We start from the raw sequence: 25,140 nt of genomic DNA on the forward strand, positions 1-25,140 counted from the left end.
ACTCTGAAGATATGTCAACGACGATCAACGTTCCGCCCGGTCTCCGCAACGTCGTCGTCACCGAGACGACCCTTGGTGACGTCCGTGGTGACGAGGGGTTCTACCACTACCGCGAGTACTCGGCGATCGACCTCGCCAAGTCCAAGACCCTCGAAGACGTCTGGTACCTGCTGTTCGAGGGCCACCTCCCGACCCCGGCCGAGCGCGACCGGTTCGTCGCCGAACTGACCCCGCTCCGCGCACTCCCCGAGGAGGTTGCGGCGGTCCTCCCGGCGATCGCGGCCGCCGGCACGGCGTTCAACCCGCTCGCCGGCCTCCGCACCGCGCTCTCGCTCCTGGCCGCGGTCCGCGGTCTTCGACCGCTGTGGGATCTCGATCCGGTGCAGCGCAAGGCCGACGCGATGCTCGTGTGCGCGGTGACGCCGACCATCCTGGCAGCTCTGTACCGGCTGCGCGAAAGCCAGGAGCCGCTTTCGCCGAGAGCTGATCTGCCGGCTGCGGCCAACTGGCTGTACATGGTGACCGGGGTCGAGCCGACCGCCGTGCAGTCAACAGCGATCGAGCATTACCTGGTCTCAACTGTTGATCATGGGTTCAATGCATCAACGTTTACCGCACGGGTCATCGCGTCATCAGGTGCAGATGTCGTGTCCGCTGTTGCCGGGGCGATCGGTGCGTTCTCGGGTCCGCTGCACGGCGGTGCGCCGGATCGTGCGCTGGCCAGCCTGGACGAGATCGGTACGCCGGACCGGATCGACGCCTGGGTCCGCGCGAAGGTCGAGGCTGGGGACCGGATCATGGGGTTCGGGCATGCCGTGTACCGCACCGAGGATCCGCGCTCGCTGATGCTCCGCGACATTGCCCGCGGGATCGGCGGTGAGCTGGTCGACTTCGCGACCACTGTCGAGCAGCGGATCGTCGACGTACTCGCCGAGCTCAAGCCCGGGCGCAACCTGTACGCCAATGTCGAGTTCTACGCCGGTGTGGTGATGGAGCTCTGCGGCATCCCGCGGCCCCTGTTCACCCCAACCTTCGCCACCAGCCGCATCATCGGCTGGTCCGCGAACATCCTCGAACAGTCCACCGATCCCAAGATCATCCGCCCGATCGCGACCTACGTCGGCCCGCAGCCGCCGGTGCCCGTCTCCTAGCCGCGCGGTCACCAGCCTCAGCCAAAGGTCCGGTACCTCATCCACAGATCCCCATGCCCGAGCCACAGGTCCCGCCTGGCCGCAGGTCCCATGCCGTGACCACAGGTCCCGGGTGACTCAGCCGCGGGTCCCGGCTGGCCGCAGATCCCGTGCCGTGACCACAGGTGCTCGCGCCTCGGCAGGTTCCCTACCTCGGCATACGTGGCTGCCTCAGCTACTGGTTCGCGTGCCGTCGTCACAGGTCCTGTGCCGTGGCCGCCGGTGCGGTGGCTCAACCGCCGGTGCCATGTCTCAACCGCTGGTGGCGGGCCTCAACTGCTGGTTCTGGGGCTCAGTTGCTGGGGCCTGTGGGTTGGGTGACGGGGGCTGGGCGGAACTGCATTGCGCCGTCGGTGAGGGAGCGGTAGCGCAGGCTGACGAGGTCGCGGGGGTAGTTCTGCCGGAGGCGCCAGGGGCCGTAGGAGCCCTGGCGGGGGAGGATGCCGGCGGCGCGGCGGATGTAGCCGGAGGACAGGTCCACCACCGGGCGGGCGGGGGCGTCGTACTCGGCCGGGTCGATCTCGGGGACGCAGATGCGGGTGCCGGTGGCGGTCAGGTGGTTCAGCAGGCGTGCGACGTACTGCGAGGTCAGGTCGGAGCGGAGCGTCCACGAGTTGTTCGTGTAGCCGACGCACCAGGCCAGGTTCGGTACGCCGCTGAGCATCATCCCCTTGTAGACGAAGGTGTCGTGCGGGTCTACCGCCCGCCCGTCCACCGTCAGCTTGATGTTGCCGAGCGCAACCATGCGGAGGCCGGTCGCGGTGACGACCAGATCGGCCTCCAGCTCCTGACCGGACTTCAGCCGCAGACCGGTCGGCGTGAACGACGCAATCTCGTCCGTGACGACCGAGGCCGACCCGTCCCGCAACGCCTTGAACAGGTCCGCGTCCGGCACGAGGCACAGCCGCTGGTCCCACGGCTTGTACTGCGGCGTGAAGTGCGGGTCGGCCGGGATCGAGTCTGGGAGCTGCTTAGCGGCCATGGTGTTCAGCAGCCACGCCGCATGCGCCGGCCACCGCCGGAACGCGCTGTAGAGGGCAGTGCTCGTCGCGACGTTCTTGCCCCGGATCAGCCGGTGCGCGAGCTTCTCAGGCAGTACTGCGCGGATCCGGTCGGACAGGGCGTCGTGCGCTGGGCGGGAGGCGACGTAGCTCGGCGTGCGCTGCAGCATGGTCACGTGGGCCGCCGTGCCCGCCATTGCTGGTACCAGGGTCACTGCGGTGGCGCCACTGCCGATCACGACGACCCGCTGGCCGGTGTAGTCGAGGTCCTGCGGCCAGTGCTGCGGGTGGACGACCTGTCCGGTGAACGAGCTCTGGCCCGGGAAGTCGACGACGTAGCCGCTGTCGTAGTCGTAGTACCCGCTGCAGGCGTAGAGGAAGGAGCAGGTGTACGTCGTGTCCGCCGTCGTCACGGTCCACAGCGCGTCGTCGGAGGACCAGGAGGCGCTGGCGACGCGCTGGTTGAAGCGGATGTGCTTGTCCACGCCGTACGTCGACGCCGTCTCGTGCACATAGTCGAGGATGGACGGGCCGTCCGCGATCGCCTTTGCCGCCGTCCACGGGTGGAACGGGAAGCCGAGCGTGAACATGTCCGAATCCGAGCGGACGCCGGGGTACCGGAACAGGTCCCAGGTGCCGCCGATCGCGTCGCGGGCCTCGAGGATCGCGTAGGACCGGTCCGGGGCCTGGGTCTGGATCCGGTACCCCGCACCGATTCCGGACAGGCCTGCGCCGACGATCAGAACGTCGAAATGCTCCATGTACTCAACAGTAATGAAGAAACCTCCCGGTGTTGTCGATTCCGCCTGTCGGCGATCGTCAGCAAGATGTCCAAGTACAAGCCCTAGACAAGGGAGCCTGAGATGGCGCAGTACATGTTCCTGCTGTTCGACAGCGAAGAGTGGTACGACCAGGTTGACGCGGAGACGTGGCAGCAGGCGATGAAGCTGCACGGGGCGTTCGCGGAGGCGGTGGAGAAGGCCGGGGCGCGGATCCTTGGTGGGGAGGCGCTGGAGCGGTCGACGACGGCGAGCACGGTCCGGCAGCAGCAGGGCGGCGAGCCGCTGGTCACCGACGGTCCGTTCATCGAGACCAAGGAGGCGCTCGGTGGGTACTACGTCATCGAGGCGCGCGACCTGGACCAGGCGCTCGAGCTGGCCAAGATCTGCCCGTCCGGCAACGTCGAGGTCCGTCCGGTGATGGACACCAGCGCAGGCTCCGGCCCGGCGTGACATGACCCCCGAACAGCCGGGCACCCCGACGAGCCTCCCCTCGTCGGCACCCCCGGCTGCCCCGGGGCAGGTTGACGGGCAGAGAGCGGGCTCGCCCCCCGAGCCGCCCGCGGAGGAGCCAGTCGCGCGCGGTGTGGAGGCGTCGACTGAGCCCGGTGCGGAGGGGTCGACCGGGCGTGGTGCGGGGGAGGCGGTCGGGCGTGGTGCGGAGGGGTCGGTCGCGCGTGGTGCGGGCGAGGCCCGGGACGTCGTGGAGGAGGCGGTCGGGCCCCGGGCGGAGCAGTCGGCTGGGCACGGCCTTGGGAAGGTGGGCGGGCACGGCTTGGGGCGGGTGGTTGGGCGTGGGGCGGGGGAGTCAGGTCGGCGCGGTGTGTGGGAGGGGGCTGGGCGTGGTGGGGTGGGGGGTGGGGTGGTGAGTGCGGTTGAGGTGGCTCGGGTGGTGGAGGGGGCTCATCGGGAGTGTTGGTCGACGGTGCTGGCTTCGGTGGTGCGGTTGACCCGGGATCTGGATTTGGCGGAGGACTGTACGCAGGACGCGTTCGTGCGGGCGTTGCGGACGTGGCCGGACGGGATTCCGGACAATCCGGGTGGGTGGTTGACGACCGTGGCGCGGCGGCTGGCGCTGGATCGGTTGCGGCGGGAGACGACGCTGCGGCGGAAGCTGCCGTTGCTGGTCGAGGAGCCTGTGGAGGATGAGCAGCCGACGGACCCGCTGCGGCTTGTCTTCACCTGCTGCCACCCGGCACTGGCCCGTGACTCGCAGGTGGCGCTGACCCTGCGGCTGATCTGTGGATTGACCACGCGTGAGGTGGCTGCCGTCCTGCTCATCGGTGAGGCGACGGCGGCGGCCCGTATCACGCGGGCGAAGAAGAAGATCGCGGCGGCGGGCATCCCGTACCGGATCCCGGCTGACCACGAGCTGGCGGGCCGGGTGGATGTGGTGCTGACCGTCGTACATCTGGTCTACACGGCCGGACACGTGGCCGCCGGACCGGAGCTGACGCGGGCCGACCTGACCGGGCGGGCGATCGAGCTCGGTCGCCTGCTCGTGCGGTTGATGCCGGACGAGCCGGAGCCGCAGGCGCTGCTCGGGCTGCTGCTGATGACGGAGGCACGCGGCGACGCCCGGCTGAGCGAGGACGGCGAGCTGGTGCTGCTCGCTGACCAGGACAGGTCGCGCTGGGACCCGCGGATGCTGGCAGAGGGGGTGTCGCGAGCTACGGCGGCTCTTATGCGGGGTCATGGCCGGTTCGCTCTCCAGGCAGCTGTGGCTGGATTGCATGTCACGGCGCCGAGCTGGGAGAAGACGGACTGGCGCCAGGTGGTGCGCATGTACGACGCGATGCTGGTCAGCTGGCCCACGCCGATCGTCGCGCTCAACCGAGCGGCTGCCCACAGCCTGGTCCCTGGTGCCGACCTGCATGAGGTCCTGTCGGAGCTGGACACGCTTGGCAGCGAGCCGGCGCTTGCAACCTACGCGTATCTCCCTGCGACCAGAGCCGATGTCCTCACTCGCCTGGGGAGGCGAGCGGAGGCCGCCACCGCGTACGAAGAAGCAATCCACCTCACCGCCAACGAAGCGGAACGACGGTTCCTCACCCACCGCCTCCAAGCCCTCACGCGCTAACCAGCCGGGAATTAGGGGTGGGGGGCCCAGAGTTGGTCGGCGTCGCCGGCTTCTAGGCGGCCTCGGTAGACGTCGATTTTGTGGTCGATCAGTTCGAGGCTGTCCTGGAGTTCGGCCAGTTTGGTGAGGACCTCGGCGCGGTGGGTTTCCAGGAGCTCCAGGCGGTCCTTCTCGTTGCCGCGGCCGGCCGTTACGAGTTCGGCGTACCGGCGGATGCTGCGGATCGGCATGCCGGTGGCGCGGAAGCGGGTGCAGATGCGGATCCAGTCGAGGTCCAGCTGGCGGTAGCGGCGCCGGCCGCCGGCGGTGCGGTCGACGTTCGTCACGACCAGCCCGGCGCGTTCGTAGTACCGGAGGGTGTGCACACTCACTCCGGTACGTTCGGCGGCCTCGGCGATGCTGATGCCCTGCTCGGGAATTTCGGCGGAACGTTTGACTTCGAGCACGCTCTAAATCCTACCGTCGAGATATGACTGTGCCAACGCTCTCCCCGGCGTCGGAACTGACGCCCGCCCGCAGGCTGGCCGTCCTGATCATCTGCTGCGCCAGCCTGCTCGTCTCGGTGATGGACATCTCCATCGTCAACGTCGCCCTGCCCGCCATCCGCGACGACCTGCACGCGTCGACCGCCGGTCTGCAGTGGACCGCCGACGCCTACACCCTGGTCCTGGCGAGCTTCCTGATGCTCGCCGGCTCGAGCGCCGACCGCTTCGGCCGCCGCCGGATGTTCCGCCTCGGACTGATCATCTTCGGCCTCGGCTCGCTGCTCTGCAGCCTCGCGCCGACCATCGACACCCTGATCGCCGCCCGCGCCGTCCAGGCCGTCGGCGGCACGATGCTCAACCCGGTCGCGATGGCCATCGTCGTGACGGTCTTCCCGGACCGCACCGAGCGCGCCCGCGCGATCGGCCTGTTCGGCGCCACCGCCGGTATCTCGCTGACCCTCGGCCCGATCCTCGGCGGCGCGCTCGTCGACGGCCTCGGCTGGCGCTCGATCTTCTGGGTGAACCTGCCGATCGTCGTCCTCGCGGTCGTCTTCACGACGCTGTTCGTCCCCGAGTCCCGCGCCGAACGCGCCCGCCGCTTCGATCCGGTCGGTCAGCTGCTCGTAGTCCTCCTCCTCGGCGGCATCGTCTCCGCGATCATCGAGTCCGAGAAGCACGGCTGGGGTACGCCGCTCGTCCTCGGCCTCCTCGCCGTCGCCGCTGCCTCGGCGGCCGCCCTGATCGCGTACGAACGCCGCCGCGAGCAGCCGCTCCTCGAGCTCGCGTTGTTCCGCTCCGTACCGTTCAGCTCGGCGGTCCTGATCGCGCTCTTCGCGTACTGCGGCTTCGGCGCCTTCCTGTTCATCACCACGCTCTACCTGCAGAGCGTCCGCGACCTGTCCGCCCTGTCGGCAGGCCTCTGCCTGCTCCCGGTCGGCGCGCTCATCGTCGTATTCTCGCCACTCACCGGCCGGGTCGTCGGCTCCCGAGGCCCACGCCCGCCACTCGTCGTCGCGGGTACGGCGCTCACGCTCGGAGCGGCCGCTTTGCTGCTGATCGGTACGACCACGCCGCTGCCCGCCGTACTCGCGGTCTTCCTGTTCTTCGGCGTCTTCCTCGGCACCGTCAACCCGCCGATCGTGAACACGGCCGTCTCCGGCATGCCCGCCTCGATGACCGGCCTGGCCGCGTCCGTCGCGTCGGTCGGCCGGCAGACCGGCATCTCGCTCGGCGTCGCGATCGCCGGGTCGATCGTCGGGTCCCGCGCGACGACCGACCCCCAGGCGTTCACGCGGTCCGCGCACATCGTCTGGTGGCCGGTCATCGGCATGGGTCTCGCAGTACTCGCGCTCGCCCTGCTCAGCACGAGCCGCTGGGCTCAGCGTACGGTCAGGGCGGTGTGAGCGGCAGCCCGAAGTGCTCGACCAGTTCCGGCGTGCTGAACACGTGGATGTGCGTGATCCCGGTCGGTGTCGGCGTGAGGACGGCGACGCCGTACGGCTCGCCCTTGAAGTACGCGCCGACGGCCGGCTGACCGTTCGCGACGATCGGGCGCATCCGCCAGTCGCCAGGCTCGCCGACGGCCCACGCGAGCAGCTGCATGCACATCACGCGGCCGTTGAACCAGGTCGTCGTACCGACCATCTCGATCGCTGCGTCGGCTCGGAGTGCACGCTCGAGCGCGGCCGTGTCGGAGTTCTCGAAGCCGGCGATGTAGTCGGCGAGCAGGGCCTGCGCGACCGGATCGGTCGGCTCGGAGATCGCCTCTGGTTTGCGCTCGTCCAGCGTTGCCCGCGCGCGTTGCAGTGTGCTCTTCACCGCGGGCACCGACGTACCGAGCATCTCGGCCACCTCTGCGGCCCGGAACCCGAGCACCTCCCGGAGGATGAGCACAGCGCGTTGCTTCGGCGGCAGGTATTGCAGCGCGGCGATCAACGCCAGCCGCAAGCTCTCGCGGGTGGCGACGATCGTCGCCGGATCGCTGGAGTCACCCAGGACCAGCGACTCGGCCAGAGGTTCCACGAATCGCACGCTCGGGTCGTCCGGCGGCGACCCGGGCGTCGTCGGGTCGGTCGCCGGCGCGCCCAACCCGGACGGCAGCGCCCGCCGCCCGCCCTGCTTGAGCAAAGTCAGGCACACATTCGTGGCGATCCGGTAGAGCCAGACCCGCACCGACGACCGGCCTTCGAACTCCGCCCACGCCCGCCACGCCCGCAGGTACGTGTCCTGTACGGCGTCCTCCGCCTCGTGCACGGCCGCGAGCATCCGGTAGCAGTGCGCGAGCAGCTCCCGCCGGAACGGCTCCGTCTCCGTAGCGAAGTCGGTAGCGAAGTCCGTCATCACCGCCCCTTGCGTCATCAGTCCACCAGCCCGAGCAACGGCCGGACCCAGCCTGCCATGCGCTGGATGGCATCATCGGCCTCCGGCGCGCGTCCGGCCGCCATCTGGAACGTGTGCTGCATCTCGGGGAACACGTCGACCCGTACCTCGACGCCGGCCTTCTCTGCGGCAGCCGCGAGCATGTGCGAGTCGTCGAGCAGTACTTCGTCGCCGCCGACCTGGATGTAGATCGGCCCGAGCCCGGTGAGGTCGGCGTACAGGGGGTTCGCCAGCGGCTCCTGCGGCGACACGTCCGGACCGAGGTGCATCTGCACGAGGCCACGCACGAGGTCCCGGCCGAAGAAGGCGTCGCGGTCCCGGTTGGTGTCGTACGACGCTCCAGTCACCTCCTGGTCGAACGCCGGCGAGAACGGGAGCGCCGCGGCCGGCAACGGCAGTCCGAGCTGCCGTGCCCGGAGCTGCGTCGTGATGGTGAGGGAGCCGCCGACGGAGTCACCGGCAAACGCGATGTGCTCCGGAGCGATCCCTTGGTCGAGCAGCCACCGGTACGTCTCCGCGGCGTCGTTGACCTGCACCGGAAAGCGGTGCTCTGGTAGGAGCGGGTAGTCGAAGAAGAGCGCCCGTACGCCGGCCGCACGCGCCAGGTGCGCGAACAGCTTGCGGTGCGAGACCCAGGACCCGCTGACGTAACCGCCTCCGTGCATGCACAGCAGGACTCGGTCCTGGGCTGCGCCGTGCGGGACGATCCACCAGGCCGCTCGGCCGTCGATCGCCAGGTAGTCGACATCGGCCGGCTCCGTCGTGAGCGCGCCCCACCGGTAGTCGTTCAGCTCCGCGTCCGTCTGTTCGTCCGGCACCTGGACGTTCTCCCAGTGCTGCCGGACCGCCTCGGACTGCTTGCTCGCCATCATGATCCCTTTCGTTGCAGGTCTGTCACCGGTACTGACCAGCGACCTCCCGAAAAGGAATCGGTGTGCTTGACTGGAGTATGAGTACGCCGAACTCTGGGCCGGGCACCGGCCCGCCGCTGTCGGCCTCGGAGGAACGGACCTGGGCGATGGTGTCCCATATCGGGGTGCTGGTCGCGGCGTGGTTCGCGATGGGGTTCCTCTGCCCGCTGGCCATCTGGCTGCTGTTCCGGAGCCGCTCGGAGTTCGTCCGCCGGCACGCGGTCGAGTCCCTGAACTTCCAGATCTCGCTGCTGATCTACAGCGCGATCGCGTTCGTCCTGGTGCTGATCACCTTCGGCCTGGGCGTGCTGATCATCGTCCCGCTGATCGTGATCGGCGCCGTCGCGGCACTGGTCGTGCTGATCATGGCGACGATGGCGGCCTCGAGCGGAAATGAGTACCGGTACCCGTTGACGATCCGTATGGTCCACTGAGTGGAGCTGATCGGACAGGGGATGGAAGGCGCGGTCTACGACCTCGGCGACGGGACCGTGCGGAAGGTCTGGTTCGACCGCCGGCCGGAGGACGTGCTGCCGCTGAAGGCGTTTCTGGACGAGCTGCCGGCGTTGCCGTTCCGTACGCCGCGCATCCGCGACGTCAGCGTGGTGGACGGTCAGACGGTGTCCGTCGAGGACAAGCTGACCGGAGTGCCGCTCCACCAGGCCGGTCTGCCCGAGGAGCAGGCACTGGACGCGTTCGTAGCTGTGGTGGAAGCCCTCCGCACCACCACCCCAGGTCCTGCAGCCAGAGCGCTACCTGTCGTGAACGAACCTTTCTACCAGCAGTCCTGGGGTGTCAATCTGGGACTGCTGGTGAAAAGACGTTCGGAGGTGTCGCGGCAGTACCTAGAACGCGACGTGCCCGGCTTCGCCCAGCTAACAGACCATGTCGTGCGGGAGCTCGAGCAGCTCGAGCTGGAGCAGCTGAGTGTGGTGCACGGAGACATCTGCCCGCCCAACGTGCTGATGGATGGGTCAAGGGTGGCAGCCGTGCTGGACTGGGGTTTCCTGAGCACAGCCGGCGACAACACCTTCGAAGCCTCGCTGGCCGCCGGTTTCTTCGACATGTACGGGCCAGACGCCCAGCGGCTCGACAACCTGTTGCTGGACCGCTTCGAAGCCCTAGGCCACGACCGCGAGCGCATGCGCCTCTACCGCCATGCCTACGCGATCATCACAGCGACCATCTACGACGAGCAGGCCCAAGACGGTCACTACCAGTGGTGCGTCAATCAGCTGACGAGGTGATCGGCGTACCAGCCCGCAGGTGGTGGAGCCGGGACGGCTCGGCCAGCAACCCCGGCAGGCGACGCGCGTTGAGCGGCGACACCAGACCCTCCAACGCGTCCGGCGCGTGCCAGGACAGCCCGCGGATCTCGAAGCCGTCCGGCTGCAGCGTGTCGATCAGCGACGGGTCGTGGACGCCACCGTCGTACAGGACCTCGACCGCGTCGCTCCAGCCCTCCCAGCGGGGTAGCCAGTCGATCGCGAGCACACCGAGCAGTGGCAGCGCCACACCGATCTCCTCGCGAAGCTCCCGGGACGCACCGGTCGCCGGGTCCTCGTCCGGCTCGACCACACCGCCCGGCAGCTCCAGGTCCTTCTTGTAGCTCACCTGGCAGAGCAGCACGCGTCCAGCCGTGTCCCGTATGACGACGTGCGCGATCACTCGCTTCTTCGGCAGCGCGGAGTCCATCAGCGCGGTCCAGCCCGGCAGCGTGTCCGGACGCGGGTCGTCCTTGCGCATGCCGTAGATGGCGAGGTCGCGCCGCTCACCGTCGACCAGTACGGCGCCACGCAGTACGCCCTCGCGCCGGAAGCCGGACCGGATCGCCACCCGCCCGGACGCATGCAGCCCTGGATCGGCCTCCACCTGCAGACGCTCGAACCCCAGCTCGGTGAAGGCATGCTCCGCCACCAGCCGCACAGCCCGCTCAGCGACCCCCGGACCGCCGTCGAGCGACCACACCACCAGGCCGGCGCCCTCTGTGGTCCGTCGCACCTCGACCGTGCCGAGACCGAGACCCATACCGTCGGACACGTCGAAGCGGACAACCGAGGCGTCGTCCAGCACCAGTCGGAGGGTCAACTCACCATCGGTCAGCGGGTGTACGGCGGTCACCCCGTGAACGCTACCCGGTGAAGCGAAGGTAGACGGTCGCCAGGGGTGGTACGGACAGCTCGGCGCTGGTGGACATGCCGTGCCACTCCGGCCCGTCCGCCTCGACCGCGCCGAAGTTGCCGACACCGGAGCCGCCGTACGTGTTCGCGTCGGTGTTGACGACCTCTTCCCAGCGCCCCGCCGACGGCAGGCCGAGGCGGTAGCCGTGGTGCGGGACCGCGGAGAAGTTGCTCACGCAGGCCACGGCCGGTGCACCGTCGTCGCCGTACCGGACGAAGGAGAAGATGTTGTTGCCGGCATCGTTGGCGTCGATCCAGCTGAACTTGTCGGCCACGTGGTCGGTCCGCCAGAACGCCGGGCTCTCCTGGTAGACCCGGTTCAGGTCGCGGACCAGCTGCTGCAGGCCGCGGTGGTCGCTGTGGTCCAGCAGCCACCAGTCCAGCTCGCCCTTCTCCGACCACTCCGACTCCTGGCCGAACTCGGAGCCCATGAACAGCAGCTGCTTGCCCGGGTGCGCCCACATCATCGCCAGGTACGCACGCAGGTTCGCCAGCTGCTGCCAGCGGTCGCCGGGCATCTTGCGCAGCAGCGAGCCCTTGCCGTGCACGACCTCGTCGTGGGACAGCGGGAGCACGAAGTTCTCGGAGTACGCGTACATCATCGAGAACGTCATCTCGTGGTGGTGGTACTGCCGGTGGATCGGCTCGTGCTCCAGGTAGCGGAGCGAGTCGTTCATCCAGCCCATGTTCCACTTGAAGCCGAAGCCGAGCCCGCCGAGGTGCGTCGCACGGGTGACTCCCGGCCAGGACGTCGACTCCTCGGCGACCGTGATCACGCCCGGGACGCGCTTGTAGAGCGTCGCGTTCATCTCCTGCAGGAACGAGACGGCCTCGAGGTTCTCCCGGCCGCCGAACTGGTTCGGCACCCACTGACCGTCTTGCCGCGAGTAGTCCAGGTAGAGCATCGAGGCGACCGCGTCCACCCGCAGGCCGTCGATGTGGAACTCCTCGGCCCAGTAGATCGCGTTCGCCACCAGGAAGTTCCGGACCTGGGGACGGCCGAAGTCGAAGACCAGCGTGCCCCAGTCGGGCTGCTCGCCGCGGCGCGGGTCCGGGTGCTCGTAGAGCGGCGTCCCGTCGAAGCGGGCCAGCGCCCAGGCGTCCTTCGGGAAGTGCGCCGGCACCCAGTCGACGATCACGCCGATGCCGGCCTGGTGCAGCTTGTCGACCAGCAGCTTGAAGTCGTCCGGGTCGCCGAACCGCGAGGTCGGAGCGAAGTACGAGGTGACCTGGTAGCCCCAGGAGCCGCCGAACGGGTGCTCCATCACCGGCATCAGCTCGACGTGGGTGAAGCCCATGTCGTTGACATAGGCAACGAGCTCGTCGGCCAGCTCGCGGTACGACTTGCCCTTGCGCCATGAGCCGAGGTGCACCTCGTAGACGCTCATCGGCTCGGCGTAGGCCTGTGCCTGCGCGCGCCGCTCCAGCCACGCGGTGTCGTCCCACTGGTACGTCGACTCGTGCACGACGGAGGCGTTCGCCGGGGGAGTCTCGGCCAGGTTCGCCATCGGGTCGGCCTTCTGCCGCCAGACGCCGTCGCGGCCGCAGATGTCGAACTTGTACCGCGTGCCCGGGCCGACGCCGGGGACGAACAGCTCCCACACGCCGGACGAGCCGAGCGAGCGCATCGGGTGCGCGCGGCCGTCCCAGAAGTTGAAGTCGGCGGTCAGTCGGATCCCTTGCGCACCGGGCGCCCAGACCGCGAACGACGTACCGGTGATGGTGCCGCCGGGGCCGTCGTACCGGCGGACGTGCGCGCCGAGCACGGTCCAGAGCTGCTCGTGCCGGCCCTCGCCGATCAGGTGCAGGTCGACCTCGCCGAGCGAGGGGAGGTAGCGGTACGGGTCGTCGAGCTCGCTGGCCGGTCCGTCGGTGTAGGTGACCTCGAGCCGGTAGTCCGGGACCTTGTCGGTGTCGAGCACCCCGACCCAGACCCCTTCGAACTCGTGCCGGAGGTTCAGCCGCTGCCCGTCGTACAGCACGGTGACGCTGCGCGCGAACGGCCGCAGCACCCGAACTGTCACCCCGTGTTCACCGAGATGTGGCCCGAGCACCTGGTGCGGATCGTGGAACGTCCCACCGACCAGCTGCTCCAGCACCGTCCGGTCCACCGGAACCGCTGTCACGACAGGCTCGTCCGCTGCGACCACCGGTACCTCGAAAGCTTCGCGCTCACCCATGCATCCCATCCTGCCCGATCAAGAGCTGCTTCACCGAAACCCCGTACCCGTCGAGTCCGGACGTACACACGAACCCATCTCTCGAGCGCCGCACGGACCGTGTTCAGGCGGTGGGCGTAGCGCGGCCGGGTTTCGGCGAAAACGGCGTCGAGCAGCGCGGCGGCCTCGGTCGTCTCGCCTTGCAGGATGAGGAGATCGGCCAGATCGATGTACGCGTGGGTGACGCCGGACTCGTCGGCGACGGCGTACTCGACCGCGGCGCGAGGCGGACCAGTAACGCTCGCTCCAAGGGGCGGTCGACCGAGAGCGCAGTACCGCCGAGCCGGACGGCCAGAGGTCCGAGCATGAGGACCTCTAGCTGGGGTCTGCCTGTTCGGCCAGCTGTGCCGCTGCCCCCAGCGGGATGCGGAGCCAGCTCGGGCGGTTCCGGGCCTCGTACAGGACCTCGTAGATGACCTTGTCGGCCAGGAACGCGTTCATCAGCACGGTCTGCTCGCGCGGATCGGTGCCCGCGACCTCGGCGTACCCGTCGCAGAAGGCGCGCTGGTTCCGCCCGGCCCACTCGGCCGCGCGGTACGCGATCTGCTGGTCGCCCTCGTGGTCCTGCAGCAGCGACCGGGCCGCGTAGTCGAACGAGCGCAGCATGCCGGCGATGTCCTTCACCGGAGTGTCCAGCGCCCGCCGCTCGATCAGCGACTTGGCCGGCTCGCCCTCGAAGTCGATCAGCTTCCAGCCGTGGATGGTCCGTAGCACCTGACCCAGGTGGAAGTCACCGTGGATCCGCTGCACGGTCACCGGCTGGTCGTACGCCGCCAGCGCGCCGAACGCCCGCGCCAGCCCATCGGCGTACGGCGCCAGCTCCGGGATGACCGCTGCCGCCGCGTCCAGCCGGCGGCGCATCGCGGCCGCGTGCTCGACCAGCTTCTCCGGCTCCCAGATGTCCGTGCCGAGCGCCTTGGCCAGCTCGGAATGCACCTGCGCCGTGCTCGCACCGAGCCGGTGCGACTCGGCGGCGAAGTCACCGCCGACCTCCTCGGCGTGCAGGTCGCCCTCGGCGTACAGGTCCCGCACCGACGAGGTCGCGAACGACCAGCCGTCGGTCGCGTTCTTCTGGAACGCCGTCATCATCGCCAGTTCACCCGAGTCGGTGCCGCCGCCGGCGCGCGGCCACCTGCCGCGCGCGGACCCGAGCACCTCGGGGACCAGCTCCGACCCCGCCTCGGTGAGCGCCGACTCGATCTCGACTCCCGGGTTGCTCCCGGGCTCGAGCCGGCGGAACACCTTCAGCAGCGCCACGTCGCCGAACACCAGCGACGTGTTGCTCTGCTCGACGGTGAGGACGAGCGACTGCGCGTCCTCGGGTACGACGATGGTGTGGTCCGGAGCGTGGACGGGATGGAACTCCAGCCCGTCCAGCTGCCGTCCGTGCGTGAGCCCGTCCAGCCAGTACGGCGTGGCCTCCTTGTCGTGGAGGGCGTCGTACACCCACACCTGGGCGTCGCCGAGATCGGGCTCCGCCCACTCACCGACCAGCGCGTGGCCGAGGTTGTCGACCGGCGCGCGGTGGTAGCTGAGCGGCAGCTGGTACACCCGGATCGGGGTGTCCATCCCGGGCGGGCCCGCACAGTAGACGAACCCGATCCGGACCGCGGGCCAGGCGTCTTCGTCCGACAGCCAGACCGAGGTGGCCATCGCTTCGACGTGGACGTCGTGTCCCTTCTCGCCGAACCACCTCTGGCCCGAGCAGAAGGACTGGACCTGGTCCAGAAGGGAAGTCACTTAAATGCTCTCCTCGTCATCCGGCTTCGCCACCGGCAGCCGGAACCAGTAGAAACCGTGCGCGCCGAGCGTCAGCAGGTAGGGCAGCTCCCCGATGGTCGGGAAGTGCACCCCGCCGAGCAGCTCGACCGGCTCCACGCCCTGCCACTGCCGCAGGTCCAGCTCGATCGGCTGCGGGAACCTCGAGAGGTTGTTCACGCACAGCACCACGTCGTCGCCGAACTCGCGAACGTACGACAGCACGCTCGGGTTGGAGCCCCCCAGGTCAGTGAAAGTACCCATCCCGAAACAGGGGTGCTGCTTGCGGGTCTGGATCATCCGCCGGGTCCAGTGCAGCAACGACGAGGCGTTCTCCATCTCGGCCTCGACGTTCACCGCCTGGAAACCGTAGACCGGGTCCATGATCACCGGCAGGCTGAGCTTGCCGGGAGTCGCGGTGGAGAACGACGCGTTCCGGTCCGGGGACCACTGCATCGGGGTCCGGACACCGTCGCGGTCGCCCAGCCAGATGTTGTCGCCCATGCCGATCTCGTCGCCGTAGTACAGGATCGGCGAGCCGGGCAGGCTGAGCAGCAGCGCGGTGAACAGCTCCATCTTGTTCACGTCGTTGTCCAGCAGCGGGGCCAGCCGGCGGCGGATGCCGATGTTCGCCTTCATCCGCGGGTCCTGGGCGTACTCGCCCCACATGTAGTCGCGGTCCTCGTCGCTGACCATCTCGAGCGTGAGCTCGTCGTGGTTGCGCAGGAAGATGCCCCACTGGCAGGTGTCCGGGATCTCCGGGGTCTGGGCCAGGATCTCCGAGATCGGGAACCGGGACTCGCGCCGGACCCCCATGAAGATCCGCGGCATCACCGGGAAGTGGAACGCCATCTGGCACTCGTCACCACCGGAGCTGCGGTCGCCGAAGTACTCGACCACGTCGGCCGGCCACTGGTTCGCCTCGCAGAGCAGGACGCGGTCCTCGTAGTTCGCGTCCACCTCCTTGCGGATCCGCTTCAGGAACTCGTGGGTCCGCGGCAGGTTCTCGCAGTTCGTCCCGTCGGTCTCGAACAGGTACGGCACCGCGTCCAGCCGGAAGCCGTCGACGCCGCGGTCCAGCCAGAACTTCAGCGCGTCCACGATCGCGTCGCCGACCGCCGGGTTCTCGAAGTTCAGGTCCGGCTGGTTGGCGTAGAACCGGTGCCAGAAGTACTGCCCGCGGACCGGGTCCCAGGTCCAGTTCGAGCTCTCGGTGTCGACGAAGATGATGCGCGCGTCGGCGTACTTGGTGTCGGTGTCCGACCAGACGTAGAAGTCGCCGTACGGGCCCTCGGGGTCCTCCCGGGAGGCCTGGAACCACGGGTGCTGGTCCGAGGTGTGGTTCATCACGAAGTCGACGATGACCCGGATCCCGCGCGCGTGCGCCTGGACCAGGAACTCCTCGAAGTCCTGCACCGTACCTACCTCCGGCATCACGCCGGTGTAGTCGGAGACGTCGTAACCGCCGTCGCGCAGCGGGGACGGCTGGAACGGCGGTAACCAGAGGCAGTCGACGCCGAGCCACTCGAGGTAGTCGAGCTTCTCGGTCAAGCCTTGCAGGTCGCCGATGCCGTCGGCGTTCGAGTCCTTGAAGGACCGCACGAGGACCTCGTAGAAGACGGCCCGCTTGAACCACAGCGGGTCACTCTTCGTCAGTCCGTGGTGCTGCTCCGGCAGCATGTCGGTCACGCTCACCTCCATCGGGTGTCTCCAAACCTAGCGGTACTGCAGCCGGTCGCCACGACGTGACGACGGTGTGTGAGCCGGCTCGGTTCGCTTTGTGTCTCGTACCCCATGGGCGGCGTACGTAAAAGGACGAACCGGGCGGACCCGGGTGATGTGGTGACGCCGTTGGTGGGCGGTTCCGCAAGGCGTTCCGCACAGTGTGACGGCCCTTTGCCAGTACAAGCAAATAGGGGCCGGATCGCGCTATTCGCCGCGGCCCTGCGGCCCTCTTCCGCGTGCGCCCGTCCCGCGCGACGTGCTCTTCGGCCCGGTCCCGGCGGTCCGCCGTCCACCACCCGAAGCACGCCGGAACCACGCCCAGCGGCGGCCGTTCAGCATGTTCTTGGCGGGCGGTTGCGCGCCGTCCTCCAGGGAGAACTTCCCGCGCTCCGCGGCCGTGCTCACGTGGTTCAGGTCCACGGGCTCACCCGCCGGCAGCTCGGCCGGCTTCGGTGCATCGGCATCCATGGCGTCCTCCTTCGCGCGGGTCAGTCCACCTCGACGGTGACGACGAGTTGCTCGGGAACACCGACCACCTCGGCCAGGGCGACGACGGCGGCCTTCAGGTCTTCGATGGCCGCCTCCCGCGTCGCGCCTTCACCGTTGGCGAACGAGTCCGGGTTCAGGGCCGCTGCGGCGTACCAGGAGCCGTTCTCGTCCTGCTCGACGGTGAAGGGAACCGTGATCTCGCGCTGCAACTCCGCCTCCACGGGGACTGAGTGGTGCCGCGATCGTAAAACCGCGCCGGGGTCAGTCGCGGGGGTCCGGGGACTTCCGTGGACGGCGGGTGTACTTGGTGAAGCCGGCGCGTTCGGCGTCGGCCTCGGTGCGGAACCAGACCTCGGGTTTGGTCCGACCGTAGTACGGCGAGTCGGGAGTGTGGAACAGCATCGACTGGGCGTTGCCCTTGATCGTGAAGCCGTCCGGCGGGCCCTGGTGCGGGACCGCTTCCGCCGAGCCTTCGCCGTAGCGGCCGGGGACCGCTTGGTGCTCGTCCGTACCGAGGTGGTCGAAGAGCGTCTCCTCGCCGTCCATCAACTGCGAGAACTCAGGTTCAGGAGCCGGGGGAGGGGCGGGAGCAGGAGGCGCCTCGGCCTCGGCTGTGGTGGCGGTCGGTGCGACCGACGCGCCGACCAGCACCTCCTCCTTCTGTTCCTCGACCTCTTCGACCTCCTGGGCCGGGGGAGGGACCGCGGTCTGGCGGCGTTCCAGGAGGATCCAGGTGATCAGGGCGCCCAGGAAGAAGGCGACCAGGGACCAGGGCCAGTTGTTCCTCAGCAGCCAGCTCATCCGCGGGCTCCTCTCGCGACGCGGTGCGCGAGCCAGGCGATGCCGCTGCCCAGGACGAACGCGACCAGCAGCAGGATCCAGGTCTGTGCGATCAGCCAGCTCATTCAGTTCCCCTGCACTACTCGGATCTCGGCCCGGCGGTTCGCCACCCGTCCGGACGGTGTGTCGTTGGACGCGATCGGGAAAGCCTGCCCGTAGCCGTGCGCGAGCACCCGGTTCGCGTTCACGCCGAGCTTGACCAGCTCGGCCTTCACCTCGGCGGCCCGGCGCTCGGACAGCGGCAGGCTGGTGGCCGGCGACCCGAGGTCGTCGGTGTGACCCGCCACCTCGACCCGCGCGGTCGGGCACGACTTCAGTACGGCGGCCGCCTTCGCCACGGACGACTTGGTCGCGTCGTTGACGATCGCCGTACCGGACAGGAAGTTGATGCGGTACTGCCGGCTGAACTCGGCCAGCCGGGTCGGGAACGTCCGGCACGGCTCGCTCACCGCCGACGGCGGCTTCGGCGCGGTCAGCTGGTCCGAGATCACCGCGCCCGGGACCGCCTTCGCCGCGGCCCGCGCCACGGTCGCCTTGGTCGCCTGGTCCGGCACCGAGCCGGACAGCGTCAGCGCGTTGCCGTCGTACCGGGCCGAGGCGTCGCCGGTGCCGATCGCGATCGCCCGCAGCAGCGCGGTCAACGTGCTCGCGTCGGCCAGGCCGTGCGCGGGGTCGATCGTGGTCCGGTCGTCGTACTCGCGGTCCTCGCCGAGCACCTGGTCGACCTCGGCCGCGATCGCGTCCTTGACCTGCTGGCTCTTCACCGGCGCCTGCACCCGGATCGCCTGGTTCGTCCGCCCCACCTCGAACGGCGCGACGGTCGGCCCGTCCGGCGCCGCACTGGGCGAGGGCGTCGGCGTCGGCGTACTGTCCTGGCCGCCTTGGACCGAGACCGAGCGGACGCCTTCGATCCCGGCGGCGACCTCGCGGACGACGGCCGGATCAACGCCCGCCGGTACGACGATCTTCGCGTCCCGGCCGTCGAAGTCGACCGACGCGGACTCGACGCCGCGGGCCCGCAGCGCCGCCATGGTCCGGTCGCGCAGATCGTCCTCGGTGGTGCTTGCCTTGGCCGGAATCAGCACAGCCGTCAGCAGCACGGGTACTGCGAGGGCTGCGAGCAGCCAGATGAGAATCGGCCGCCGAACCAGACCGTGCACTGTTCCTCCGTCATTGGCGGTCAGAGTGACCGTGCGCGAGGAGATTACTCCGCTTGGCGCCCCCGCTGCACGCCGCATCGGGGAGCGTCGCGATGTTCGCGGGATCATTTTTGGTCGGGTTTCTTCGTTTCCTGACTCCCAGTACTCGCGACAGTGCACACGGTCACGGCCGGCGACGATCCTGAGTCGTGTCCTGTCTCGGACAGGTCGCAGATGTGCCAGCTCGGCGTGCAGGGAATCCCTTGACTTAATTCTTCGCGTAAACCGTACTTAGGGCTGGCCGGTTCGACTGGGAGGGGCTAGCCGTGATGTCCAGGGAGAGGCTGTCCGATTCGTCGTTGATCATCGGCGTGGCCGCGTCCACGGCCGAGCGGGTGCAGCTGGCGCGGCTGCTGGGGGAGGCCGACGCCTTGCTCCTGGTGTCGAACGCCGAGCAGGCCCGGACGTTCCTGGAGCTCACCGGTGCGACGCCGGCGGCCGGGACGATGTCCGCTCCGGTCACGCAGACCGTCGAGCGCCCGGCGGAAATCACTGCGCTCCCGGTTCCTGAGCCTGTGGCCGAGCTCAGTCTGGACGTCGACCGGCGCGTGGTCCGCTGGAAGGACCGCGAGCTGCCGCTGACCAGGCTCGAGCACGACTTCCTGCGCTGCCTGGTGAAGGAACCCGGCCGCGTCTGGACCTACCAGCACCTGCACCACACCGTCTGGGGCAACGAGCACCTGGGCCACGGCTCGCACATCCACTCGGTCGTCAAACGCCTCCGCCAGAAACTGGCCAACCTGGGCGCCACCGTCACCATCCACGCCGTCCGCGGCGTCGGTTTCCACCTCCTCCCGACCACCTAGCCCCTGCGGATCAGCCAGCGGATGCGGCCCGTCAGCCCGAGGGCGACGATCCACAGGACAAGGGCGAGGTACGGCGCGGCCTGCCACCGGTAGTCGACGACCTTGGTGCCGCCGTCCCACCTGTCGCCGGGACCGGCGAGCAGGACGACGCAGGTACTGACCAGCCCGGTCGCGGCGCCGACGACGGACAGCAGGTGCTCCGCCGGGCGGACCACCAGGAGTACGAGGCCAACGCCGTACAGGGTGACCATCGCCGCATAAACGGCGGTAGTGAAGCCGGTGACGACCTGCAGGCCCGTGAAGTACTTGTCCTCTGACCAGACGTCTCCGGTGTCGGCGGAGTATCTGAACAGCCAGTTCATGCCGAGCAGCACTACCAGCCCGACCGCGCAGGCGAACACCGTGCACCGGGTCACGGCCCGCGCCAGTTGCCCGGTGGGCGCGTCGAACTCGGCCCAGACCTGCTCGGGCTTCAACTCACTCATTGCCAACCTTCCCCGAGAGAAATCGCTCTCCGGCGATGCTTCCGGACCAAGGGGTCAGCAGGCCTGCCCAGCAGCGGGACACAAAGGGACCGGCCCTCACCGCGCAGGTGAGGGCCGGTCGTTTACTCAGGGAACTACTTGATGGACTTCAGAGCGAAGTCCTCCGTCACCGGCGTCCCTGCGACCAGCTTGGTCGTGCGGGTCTGCGGCTTGTAGCCGTCCTTCGCCGCGATCAGGGTGAGCGGGTTGTTGCGACGGTCCAACCAGTAGGCGTAGTGACCGTCCTTGTCGGTGATGAAGGTGTACGACTGCGCCCACGAGTCCACCTCGACGGTCGCACCGGGGAGCGGAGCACTGGTGCCGGACGAGCTCACGCCCGTGACGGTGCCGAGCAGCTTGCTCCACGTGGTCGGCGGGGTGACGTTCATGGTCACACCGACGGCCGGTACGGAGTACGGGGTGTTCTCGCCGATCGTCACGGCGCCGGTGTACGCACCGGGCTGGTCGACGTTCGCCGAGAGCGTCACCTTGACCGTCGTCGACGCCCCCGGGGCCAGCGTGGCCTCGGTCTTGTCGAGCGACATCCAGCTCACGTCCGCCGACGACTCCGCGCAGTCCTCGAGACCCGGCAGGGCCTCGCTGTCAGCGGTCGCGTTGAAGCCACCGGACGAGCCACCGACCTTGTAGAAGCCGCAGGCCGCACCACCGCGGTACCGCGGCATGTTGGCGTTCGGCAGAGCGGTCCAGGTCTCCGCGGCCGGGTCGTACGAGAACCCTGCGTTGGTGACCGCACCGGCCTGGACACCACCGACGATCAGCAGCTTGCCACCGGCGACGGCGTACGACGCCGCCCAGTGGTCCGCCGGAGCGTCGGCGATCGCGGTCCAGGAGTCTGCTCCCGGGTCGTAGACGTACGCCGACTTCAGCGAGTTCGAGCCGTCGTTGCCACCGGCGCAGTACAGCTTGCCGTCAATGGCACCGCAGGACGCGAACGCGACCGACTTCGGGTAGTTCGCCAACGTCTCCCAGGAGTTCGCCGCCGCGTCGTACCGGACCACGGTGTTGCTCATCGGCAGGCAGTCGGCCGTGGTGCAGCCGCCGACGGCGTACAGCTTGCCGTCGAGCACTGCCTGGCCGGCCGCGGCCCGCGGCGCCGGGTTGGCGGCTACCGCCGACCAGGCGTTGGCGGCCGGGTCGTAGGACCAGGTCTCCGGCGCCGGGCCGGAGCTGCCCCAGCCGGAGCTGGCGATGATCTTGCCACCCACGACACCGAGGGTGACGGCGTTCCGGGCACCCGGCAGCGGAGCGATCGCGGTCCACGCGTGCGACGCCGGGTCGTACACGTAGCTGTTCGCGGTCGAGGCCGAACCGTTGCCACCGGCAACCGAGTAGACCTTGCCCTCGACGGTGACCACCCGGTTGTCCATCACGGTCGCCGGGTAGTTGGCGATCGCCGTCCATGGCGCCGCCTGCGGCTGCGGCGTGGCCGGCGCGACGCCGGTCTTGCCGGACAGCATCCGGGCGAAGGACGTCGGGACGGAGAGCCGCTGCAGGGGCGCACCGACGCCGGTCTCGACCTGGGCCTTGGACGTCGTGCTGCCGTTGGCGTTCTCCAGGACGAACCCGTTGTCCTTCTCACCGAACTTCACGTCGACGGCGGCGCCACCGGTGTTCTTGACCGTGAACGACTTGGTCACCTTGCCGGTCGGCAGCTTCAGGCCGGCGATGATGCTCCCCGGCGTGACGCTCAGCTGTCCTGCCTTCAGGGTCCAATCGGCCGTGGTCGCCCAGTCCGCCTCGACCGGGACGGTCGCGGTGGCAGTGCTGTAATTACCGGCCTTGGCGGTGAAGCCCTGGTCGCCGTCGGCCGACGAGTACAGCCAGTAGAACCCGTCGTTCAGACCGGTGTCCTCCGGCGTGGCCACGGTGGTCGCGGTCTCGCTGCTGACGTCCCGGGAGACGACCGCGCCGTTCACGAAACCGCCGGTGTTGGCGTCCTTGACGTTGCCGACGACGATGCCGCCGCCGGTCGGCACACAGTTGATCTGGCTGCCGATCAGGACGTTGTCGACCTCCCACCACCAGGCGTACGCCGCGTCCCAGTAGTGGAACCGCACCTGGACGGCGGACTTGCCGGCCGCCTGCGGGATCGGGATCTCCTTGACCCCCCGGACGTCCGCGATCTGGGTCAGCGCGGTGGTCCAGGTCGCGCCGCCGTCGACCGACAGGTCCACGTCGGCCTTCTCGCCCTGGTACCAGTTCAGGTCCTGATTGAACCGGATCACCGGAGCGGTGACCGAGCTCAGGTCGACGACCGGGCTGACCAGCGACGTGTCCTGCCTGCCGCCGCTGCCGTACTTGTCGCTGTCGACGACCGCGAACTTGCCGCTGCCGCCGGTCAGGTTGCCCCGGTTGCCAGGGTCGTCGAACTTCCAGACCTGGCCGTTGCCCTTGTTGTCGACGACGGTCCAGCCACTCGGGGCCGCACCGGAGTCGAAGGTCTCGTAGACGCCGTCAGAGCCGTACTTGTAGCCCGGCGCCGTCGTGCACGAGTCGGCGAGGACAGGTACCGAGATGTTCTTCGTCAGGTTGCCGCTGCCGACCGTGATCGGCTGGCTCAGCGTCTGGTACCCGGGGTACTGCGACTCGACCTTGAGCGAGTACGCCGCACCGGCGGGGACCTTCAGGCTGTAGCGGCCGTTGCTGGGGGTCGTGTAGTCGAACACGCCACCCGGACCTTCGACGCTCACCTTCGCGTACAGCGGCCAGCCGTGACCGGAGCCGTCCGAGACGGTACCGCCCACGCTCACCTGCGGCGAGCTGGCCAGTGCGAAGTTCTTGGTGGTGCTCTGACCCGTGGTGACGGTCACCGTCGCGGTCTGCGTCTGGTAGCCGAACGACGCGACCGTCAGGTCGTAGCTGCCGGCCGGGAGGACCGACGAGAACGAACCGTTGCTACCGGTGGTCAGCACCTTGTCGGGCTGGCCGGCGGTCTTCACGGTGACGCTGGCACCCGCGAGCGGGGCACCACCGGTGGCGGCGGTGACCGTACCGGTCAGCGTGCCGGTGTCACCGATCGGTGCGGCGGCTACCAGCGCCAGTGCGTCCAGACGGCCCTGACCGAAGACGTTGTTGTTCTCCGCGGTGCCACCACACTGGTCGTTGGCCGTGTCGACGGCGGTCTGGTTCAGCAGTGCCCGCGTGGCCGCGACGTCACCCTTCAGGGACGGCGAGGCCGACCACAGCAGCGCCACGGTGGCCGTCAGGTGCGGCGTAGCCATCGACGTGCCGTTGAACGCGCCGTACGTGTTGCCCGGCAGGCTCGACCGGACGTTGACGCCAGGAGCCGAGATGTTCGGCTTGATCGTGCCGTTCTGCCCGACACCACGGCCGGAGAACGAGGCGATGTTGTTGTTGATGTCGTAGGCGCCGGCCGAGTAGTTGCTGGTCAGGCTGCCTGGTGAGCCGCTCGAGTTGCAGCCCAGCTCACCGCTGTTGCCGTTGGCGAACGCACCGAAGATCCCGGACGCGGTCCAGGCCGTGGTGATGTCCTCCATGAACGGGTCGCTCGACGGCAGCTGCGAGCCCCACGAGTTGTTGATGACGTTCGGCCGCTTGCTGGCGTCCGGGTTCTGTCCAGCCAGGTTGGTCGGCTGGAGCATCCACTGGCCAGAGGAGATCAGGGCCGCGTCGGACGGGCAACACCCGTTCGCAGCGATCCACTTCACGCCCGGTGCGACACCGATCTGGTTGCCCGCACCGTCGTCGCCGACCATCGTGCCCATGGTGTGGGTGCCGTGGCCGTTGCCGTCGGACGGTGCGTTCGGCGACGTACCCGCCGCGTCGAACCAGTTGTAGTTGTGGTCGAACGTGCCGTTGCCCAGGTTGCCGCGGTACTGGTTCACCAGCGCCGGGTGGTCGTACTGGACGCCGGTGTCGATGCTCGCGACGACGATGCCCTCACCCTTGTCGCCGTACTGCGACCAGACCTGGTTGGCCTTGATGTTGGCGACGCCCCACTCGACGGCCTGGATCTCCTTCTCCTGCTGGCCCGGGGTGACCTTCGGCACCTCGACCTGCATCGGAGCGTAGAGGCCCTCGACCTCGGTGTGGGCGGCCAGGTTCTGGGCCAGCGTCAGCGAGCCGCCCTCGACGCGGATCGCGTTGGTGCCCCAGAACGACTGGTACTTCACGTGCTGCGCGTCCAGCTCGGCACGGACCTTTGCCTGGCTCTCGGTGGCGGTCTGCCGCAGCGCGTTGGCGACCGCGGTACCCCGCTCGGTCCAGTCGGTGATCCGGCTGGCGGCGGTCAGGTCGGCCTTCGGCGCGAGGCGGACCCAGAAGTCCGTCGCGCTCTTGGCCTCCTTGCCGCTGAGCTTGGACAGCAGCTCAGGCTTGATCTTGCTCGCCGGCGTGGCCTCCGGCTTGGTGGGCGGTGAAGCCTGGGCCTGGCCGGCGGCGGCCAGACCGGTGGTGACGACGGCTACCGTCGCCAGGGCACCCACCAGCGATCTGGTGAGTCCCCTTCGGTATCGATGTGACATCTCTGCAGCCCCTCACTTGGAACGACCCCGAGTCGACTCCCCCGAGTCCTTTGCTGCAGGAGGGCAAGAA

The 25,140-nt window shown here is 68.9% G+C and carries 21 protein-coding genes; 7 read left to right on the forward strand and 14 right to left on the reverse strand.

Annotated elements, in window-relative coordinates; all coding sequences use genetic code 11:
• Positions 1-11: 11 nt before the first annotated feature.
• Positions 12-1,151: a citrate/2-methylcitrate synthase gene (locus AB0E69_RS27890; protein WP_360152267.1), complete on the forward strand. Its 1,140-nt coding sequence runs from the start codon at positions 12-14 to the stop codon at positions 1,149-1,151.
• Positions 1,152-1,482: 331 nt separating this feature from the next.
• On the opposite strand, the gene AB0E69_RS27895 is transcribed toward AB0E69_RS27890, so the two are convergent.
• Positions 1,483-2,952, reverse strand: a complete 1,470-nt coding sequence (locus AB0E69_RS27895; RefSeq protein ID WP_360152270.1) for an NAD(P)/FAD-dependent oxidoreductase — start codon at positions 2,950-2,952, stop codon at positions 1,483-1,485.
• Positions 2,953-3,054: 102 nt separating this feature from the next.
• Between AB0E69_RS27895 and AB0E69_RS27900 the strand changes: the two genes are divergently transcribed.
• Both AB0E69_RS27900 and AB0E69_RS27905 read left to right on the forward strand, forming a co-directional pair.
• Positions 3,055-3,423 carry a YciI family protein gene (locus AB0E69_RS27900; protein ID WP_360152273.1) on the forward strand — a complete coding sequence of 123 codons (369 nt, stop codon included), beginning with the start codon at positions 3,055-3,057 and terminating at the stop codon, positions 3,421-3,423.
• Between the two features lie 412 nt (positions 3,424-3,835).
• Positions 3,836-5,050: a sigma-70 family RNA polymerase sigma factor gene (locus AB0E69_RS27905; RefSeq protein WP_360152276.1), complete on the forward strand. Its 1,215-nt coding sequence runs from the start codon at positions 3,836-3,838 to the stop codon at positions 5,048-5,050.
• An 11-nt stretch (positions 5,051-5,061) separates the two neighbouring features.
• Here the strand turns inward: AB0E69_RS27905 and AB0E69_RS27910 are convergent, their stop codons facing one another.
• Positions 5,062-5,496, reverse strand: coding sequence for a MerR family transcriptional regulator (locus AB0E69_RS27910; RefSeq protein WP_360152279.1), 435 nt, complete (start codon positions 5,494-5,496; stop codon positions 5,062-5,064).
• 23 nt (positions 5,497-5,519) lie between these two features.
• On the opposite strand from AB0E69_RS27910, the gene AB0E69_RS27915 reads away from it, so the two are divergent.
• Positions 5,520-6,938 carry an MFS transporter gene (locus AB0E69_RS27915; RefSeq protein WP_360152282.1) on the forward strand — a complete coding sequence of 473 codons (1,419 nt, stop codon included), beginning with the start codon at positions 5,520-5,522 and terminating at the stop codon, positions 6,936-6,938.
• Here AB0E69_RS27915 and AB0E69_RS27920 read toward each other — a convergent pair.
• Complete coding sequence (locus tag AB0E69_RS27920) at positions 6,925-7,875, reverse strand: sigma-70 family RNA polymerase sigma factor (RefSeq protein ID WP_360152285.1); 951 nt, start codon at positions 7,873-7,875, stop codon at positions 6,925-6,927. The two genes, AB0E69_RS27915 and AB0E69_RS27920, sit on opposite strands and share 14 nt — an antisense overlap.
• Positions 7,876-7,892: 17 nt before the next feature.
• Positions 7,893-8,783 (reverse strand): alpha/beta hydrolase, encoded by an 891-nt coding sequence (locus AB0E69_RS27925; RefSeq protein ID WP_360152288.1) that lies wholly within the window; start codon positions 8,781-8,783, stop codon positions 7,893-7,895.
• A 65-nt stretch (positions 8,784-8,848) separates the two neighbouring features.
• Between AB0E69_RS27925 and AB0E69_RS27930 the strand changes: the two genes are divergently transcribed.
• Positions 8,849-9,259: a DUF4870 domain-containing protein gene (locus AB0E69_RS27930; RefSeq protein WP_360152291.1), complete on the forward strand. Its 411-nt coding sequence runs from the start codon at positions 8,849-8,851 to the stop codon at positions 9,257-9,259.
• Positions 9,260-10,072, forward strand: coding sequence for a phosphotransferase (locus tag AB0E69_RS27935; RefSeq protein ID WP_360152294.1), 813 nt, complete (start codon positions 9,260-9,262; stop codon positions 10,070-10,072).
• Here the strand turns inward: AB0E69_RS27935 and AB0E69_RS27940 are convergent.
• From AB0E69_RS27940 to AB0E69_RS27975, 8 genes are all read right to left on the reverse strand, one after another.
• Entirely contained in the window at positions 10,053-10,946 is an 894-nt protein-coding gene (locus AB0E69_RS27940) for a GNAT family N-acetyltransferase (RefSeq protein ID WP_360152297.1), read from the reverse strand. The two genes, AB0E69_RS27935 and AB0E69_RS27940, sit on opposite strands and share 20 nt — an antisense overlap.
• Positions 10,947-10,956: 10 nt before the next feature.
• Positions 10,957-13,185: a 1,4-alpha-glucan branching protein GlgB gene (gene glgB / locus AB0E69_RS27945; protein ID WP_360152300.1), complete on the reverse strand. Its 2,229-nt coding sequence runs from the start codon at positions 13,183-13,185 to the stop codon at positions 10,957-10,959.
• Positions 13,186-13,539: 354 nt separating this feature from the next.
• A complete protein-coding gene (locus AB0E69_RS27950) occupies positions 13,540-14,964 on the reverse strand; it encodes an aminoglycoside phosphotransferase (protein WP_360152303.1) in 1,425 nt (474 codons plus the stop codon).
• Positions 14,965-16,662: a maltose alpha-D-glucosyltransferase gene (treS, locus tag AB0E69_RS27955; RefSeq protein ID WP_360153098.1), complete on the reverse strand. Its 1,698-nt coding sequence runs from the start codon at positions 16,660-16,662 to the stop codon at positions 14,965-14,967.
• A gap of 249 nt (positions 16,663-16,911) precedes the next feature.
• Complete coding sequence (locus tag AB0E69_RS27960) at positions 16,912-17,175, reverse strand: hypothetical protein (RefSeq protein WP_360152306.1); 264 nt, start codon at positions 17,173-17,175, stop codon at positions 16,912-16,914.
• Between the two features lie 20 nt (positions 17,176-17,195).
• Positions 17,196-17,417, reverse strand: coding sequence for a hypothetical protein (locus tag AB0E69_RS27965; protein WP_360152309.1), 222 nt, complete (start codon positions 17,415-17,417; stop codon positions 17,196-17,198).
• Positions 17,418-17,457: 40 nt separating this feature from the next.
• Complete coding sequence (locus AB0E69_RS27970) at positions 17,458-17,997, reverse strand: hypothetical protein (RefSeq protein WP_360152311.1); 540 nt, start codon at positions 17,995-17,997, stop codon at positions 17,458-17,460.
• Between the two features lie 104 nt (positions 17,998-18,101).
• Positions 18,102-19,196, reverse strand: coding sequence for an OmpA family protein (locus AB0E69_RS27975; RefSeq protein ID WP_360152314.1), 1,095 nt, complete (start codon positions 19,194-19,196; stop codon positions 18,102-18,104).
• Positions 19,197-19,504: 308 nt separating this feature from the next.
• On the opposite strand from AB0E69_RS27975, the gene AB0E69_RS27980 reads away from it, so the two are divergent.
• The gene (locus AB0E69_RS27980) at positions 19,505-20,041 is read left to right on the forward strand and encodes a winged helix-turn-helix domain-containing protein (RefSeq protein WP_360152317.1); all 537 of its coding nucleotides are present in this window, start codon (positions 19,505-19,507) and stop codon (positions 20,039-20,041) included.
• On the opposite strand, the gene AB0E69_RS27985 is transcribed toward AB0E69_RS27980, so the two are convergent.
• Positions 20,038-20,526, reverse strand: a complete 489-nt coding sequence (locus tag AB0E69_RS27985) for a hypothetical protein (protein WP_360152320.1) — start codon at positions 20,524-20,526, stop codon at positions 20,038-20,040. The two genes, AB0E69_RS27980 and AB0E69_RS27985, sit on opposite strands and share 4 nt — an antisense overlap.
• Before the next feature lie 134 nt (positions 20,527-20,660).
• Complete coding sequence (locus AB0E69_RS27990; protein WP_360152323.1) at positions 20,661-25,031, reverse strand: S8 family serine peptidase; 4,371 nt, start codon at positions 25,029-25,031, stop codon at positions 20,661-20,663.
• Between the last annotated feature and the right edge of the window lie 109 nt (positions 25,032-25,140).

The organism is Kribbella sp. NPDC026611 (assembly GCF_040638345.1).
Taxonomy (GTDB): Bacteria; Actinomycetota; Actinomycetes; order Propionibacteriales; family Kribbellaceae; genus Kribbella.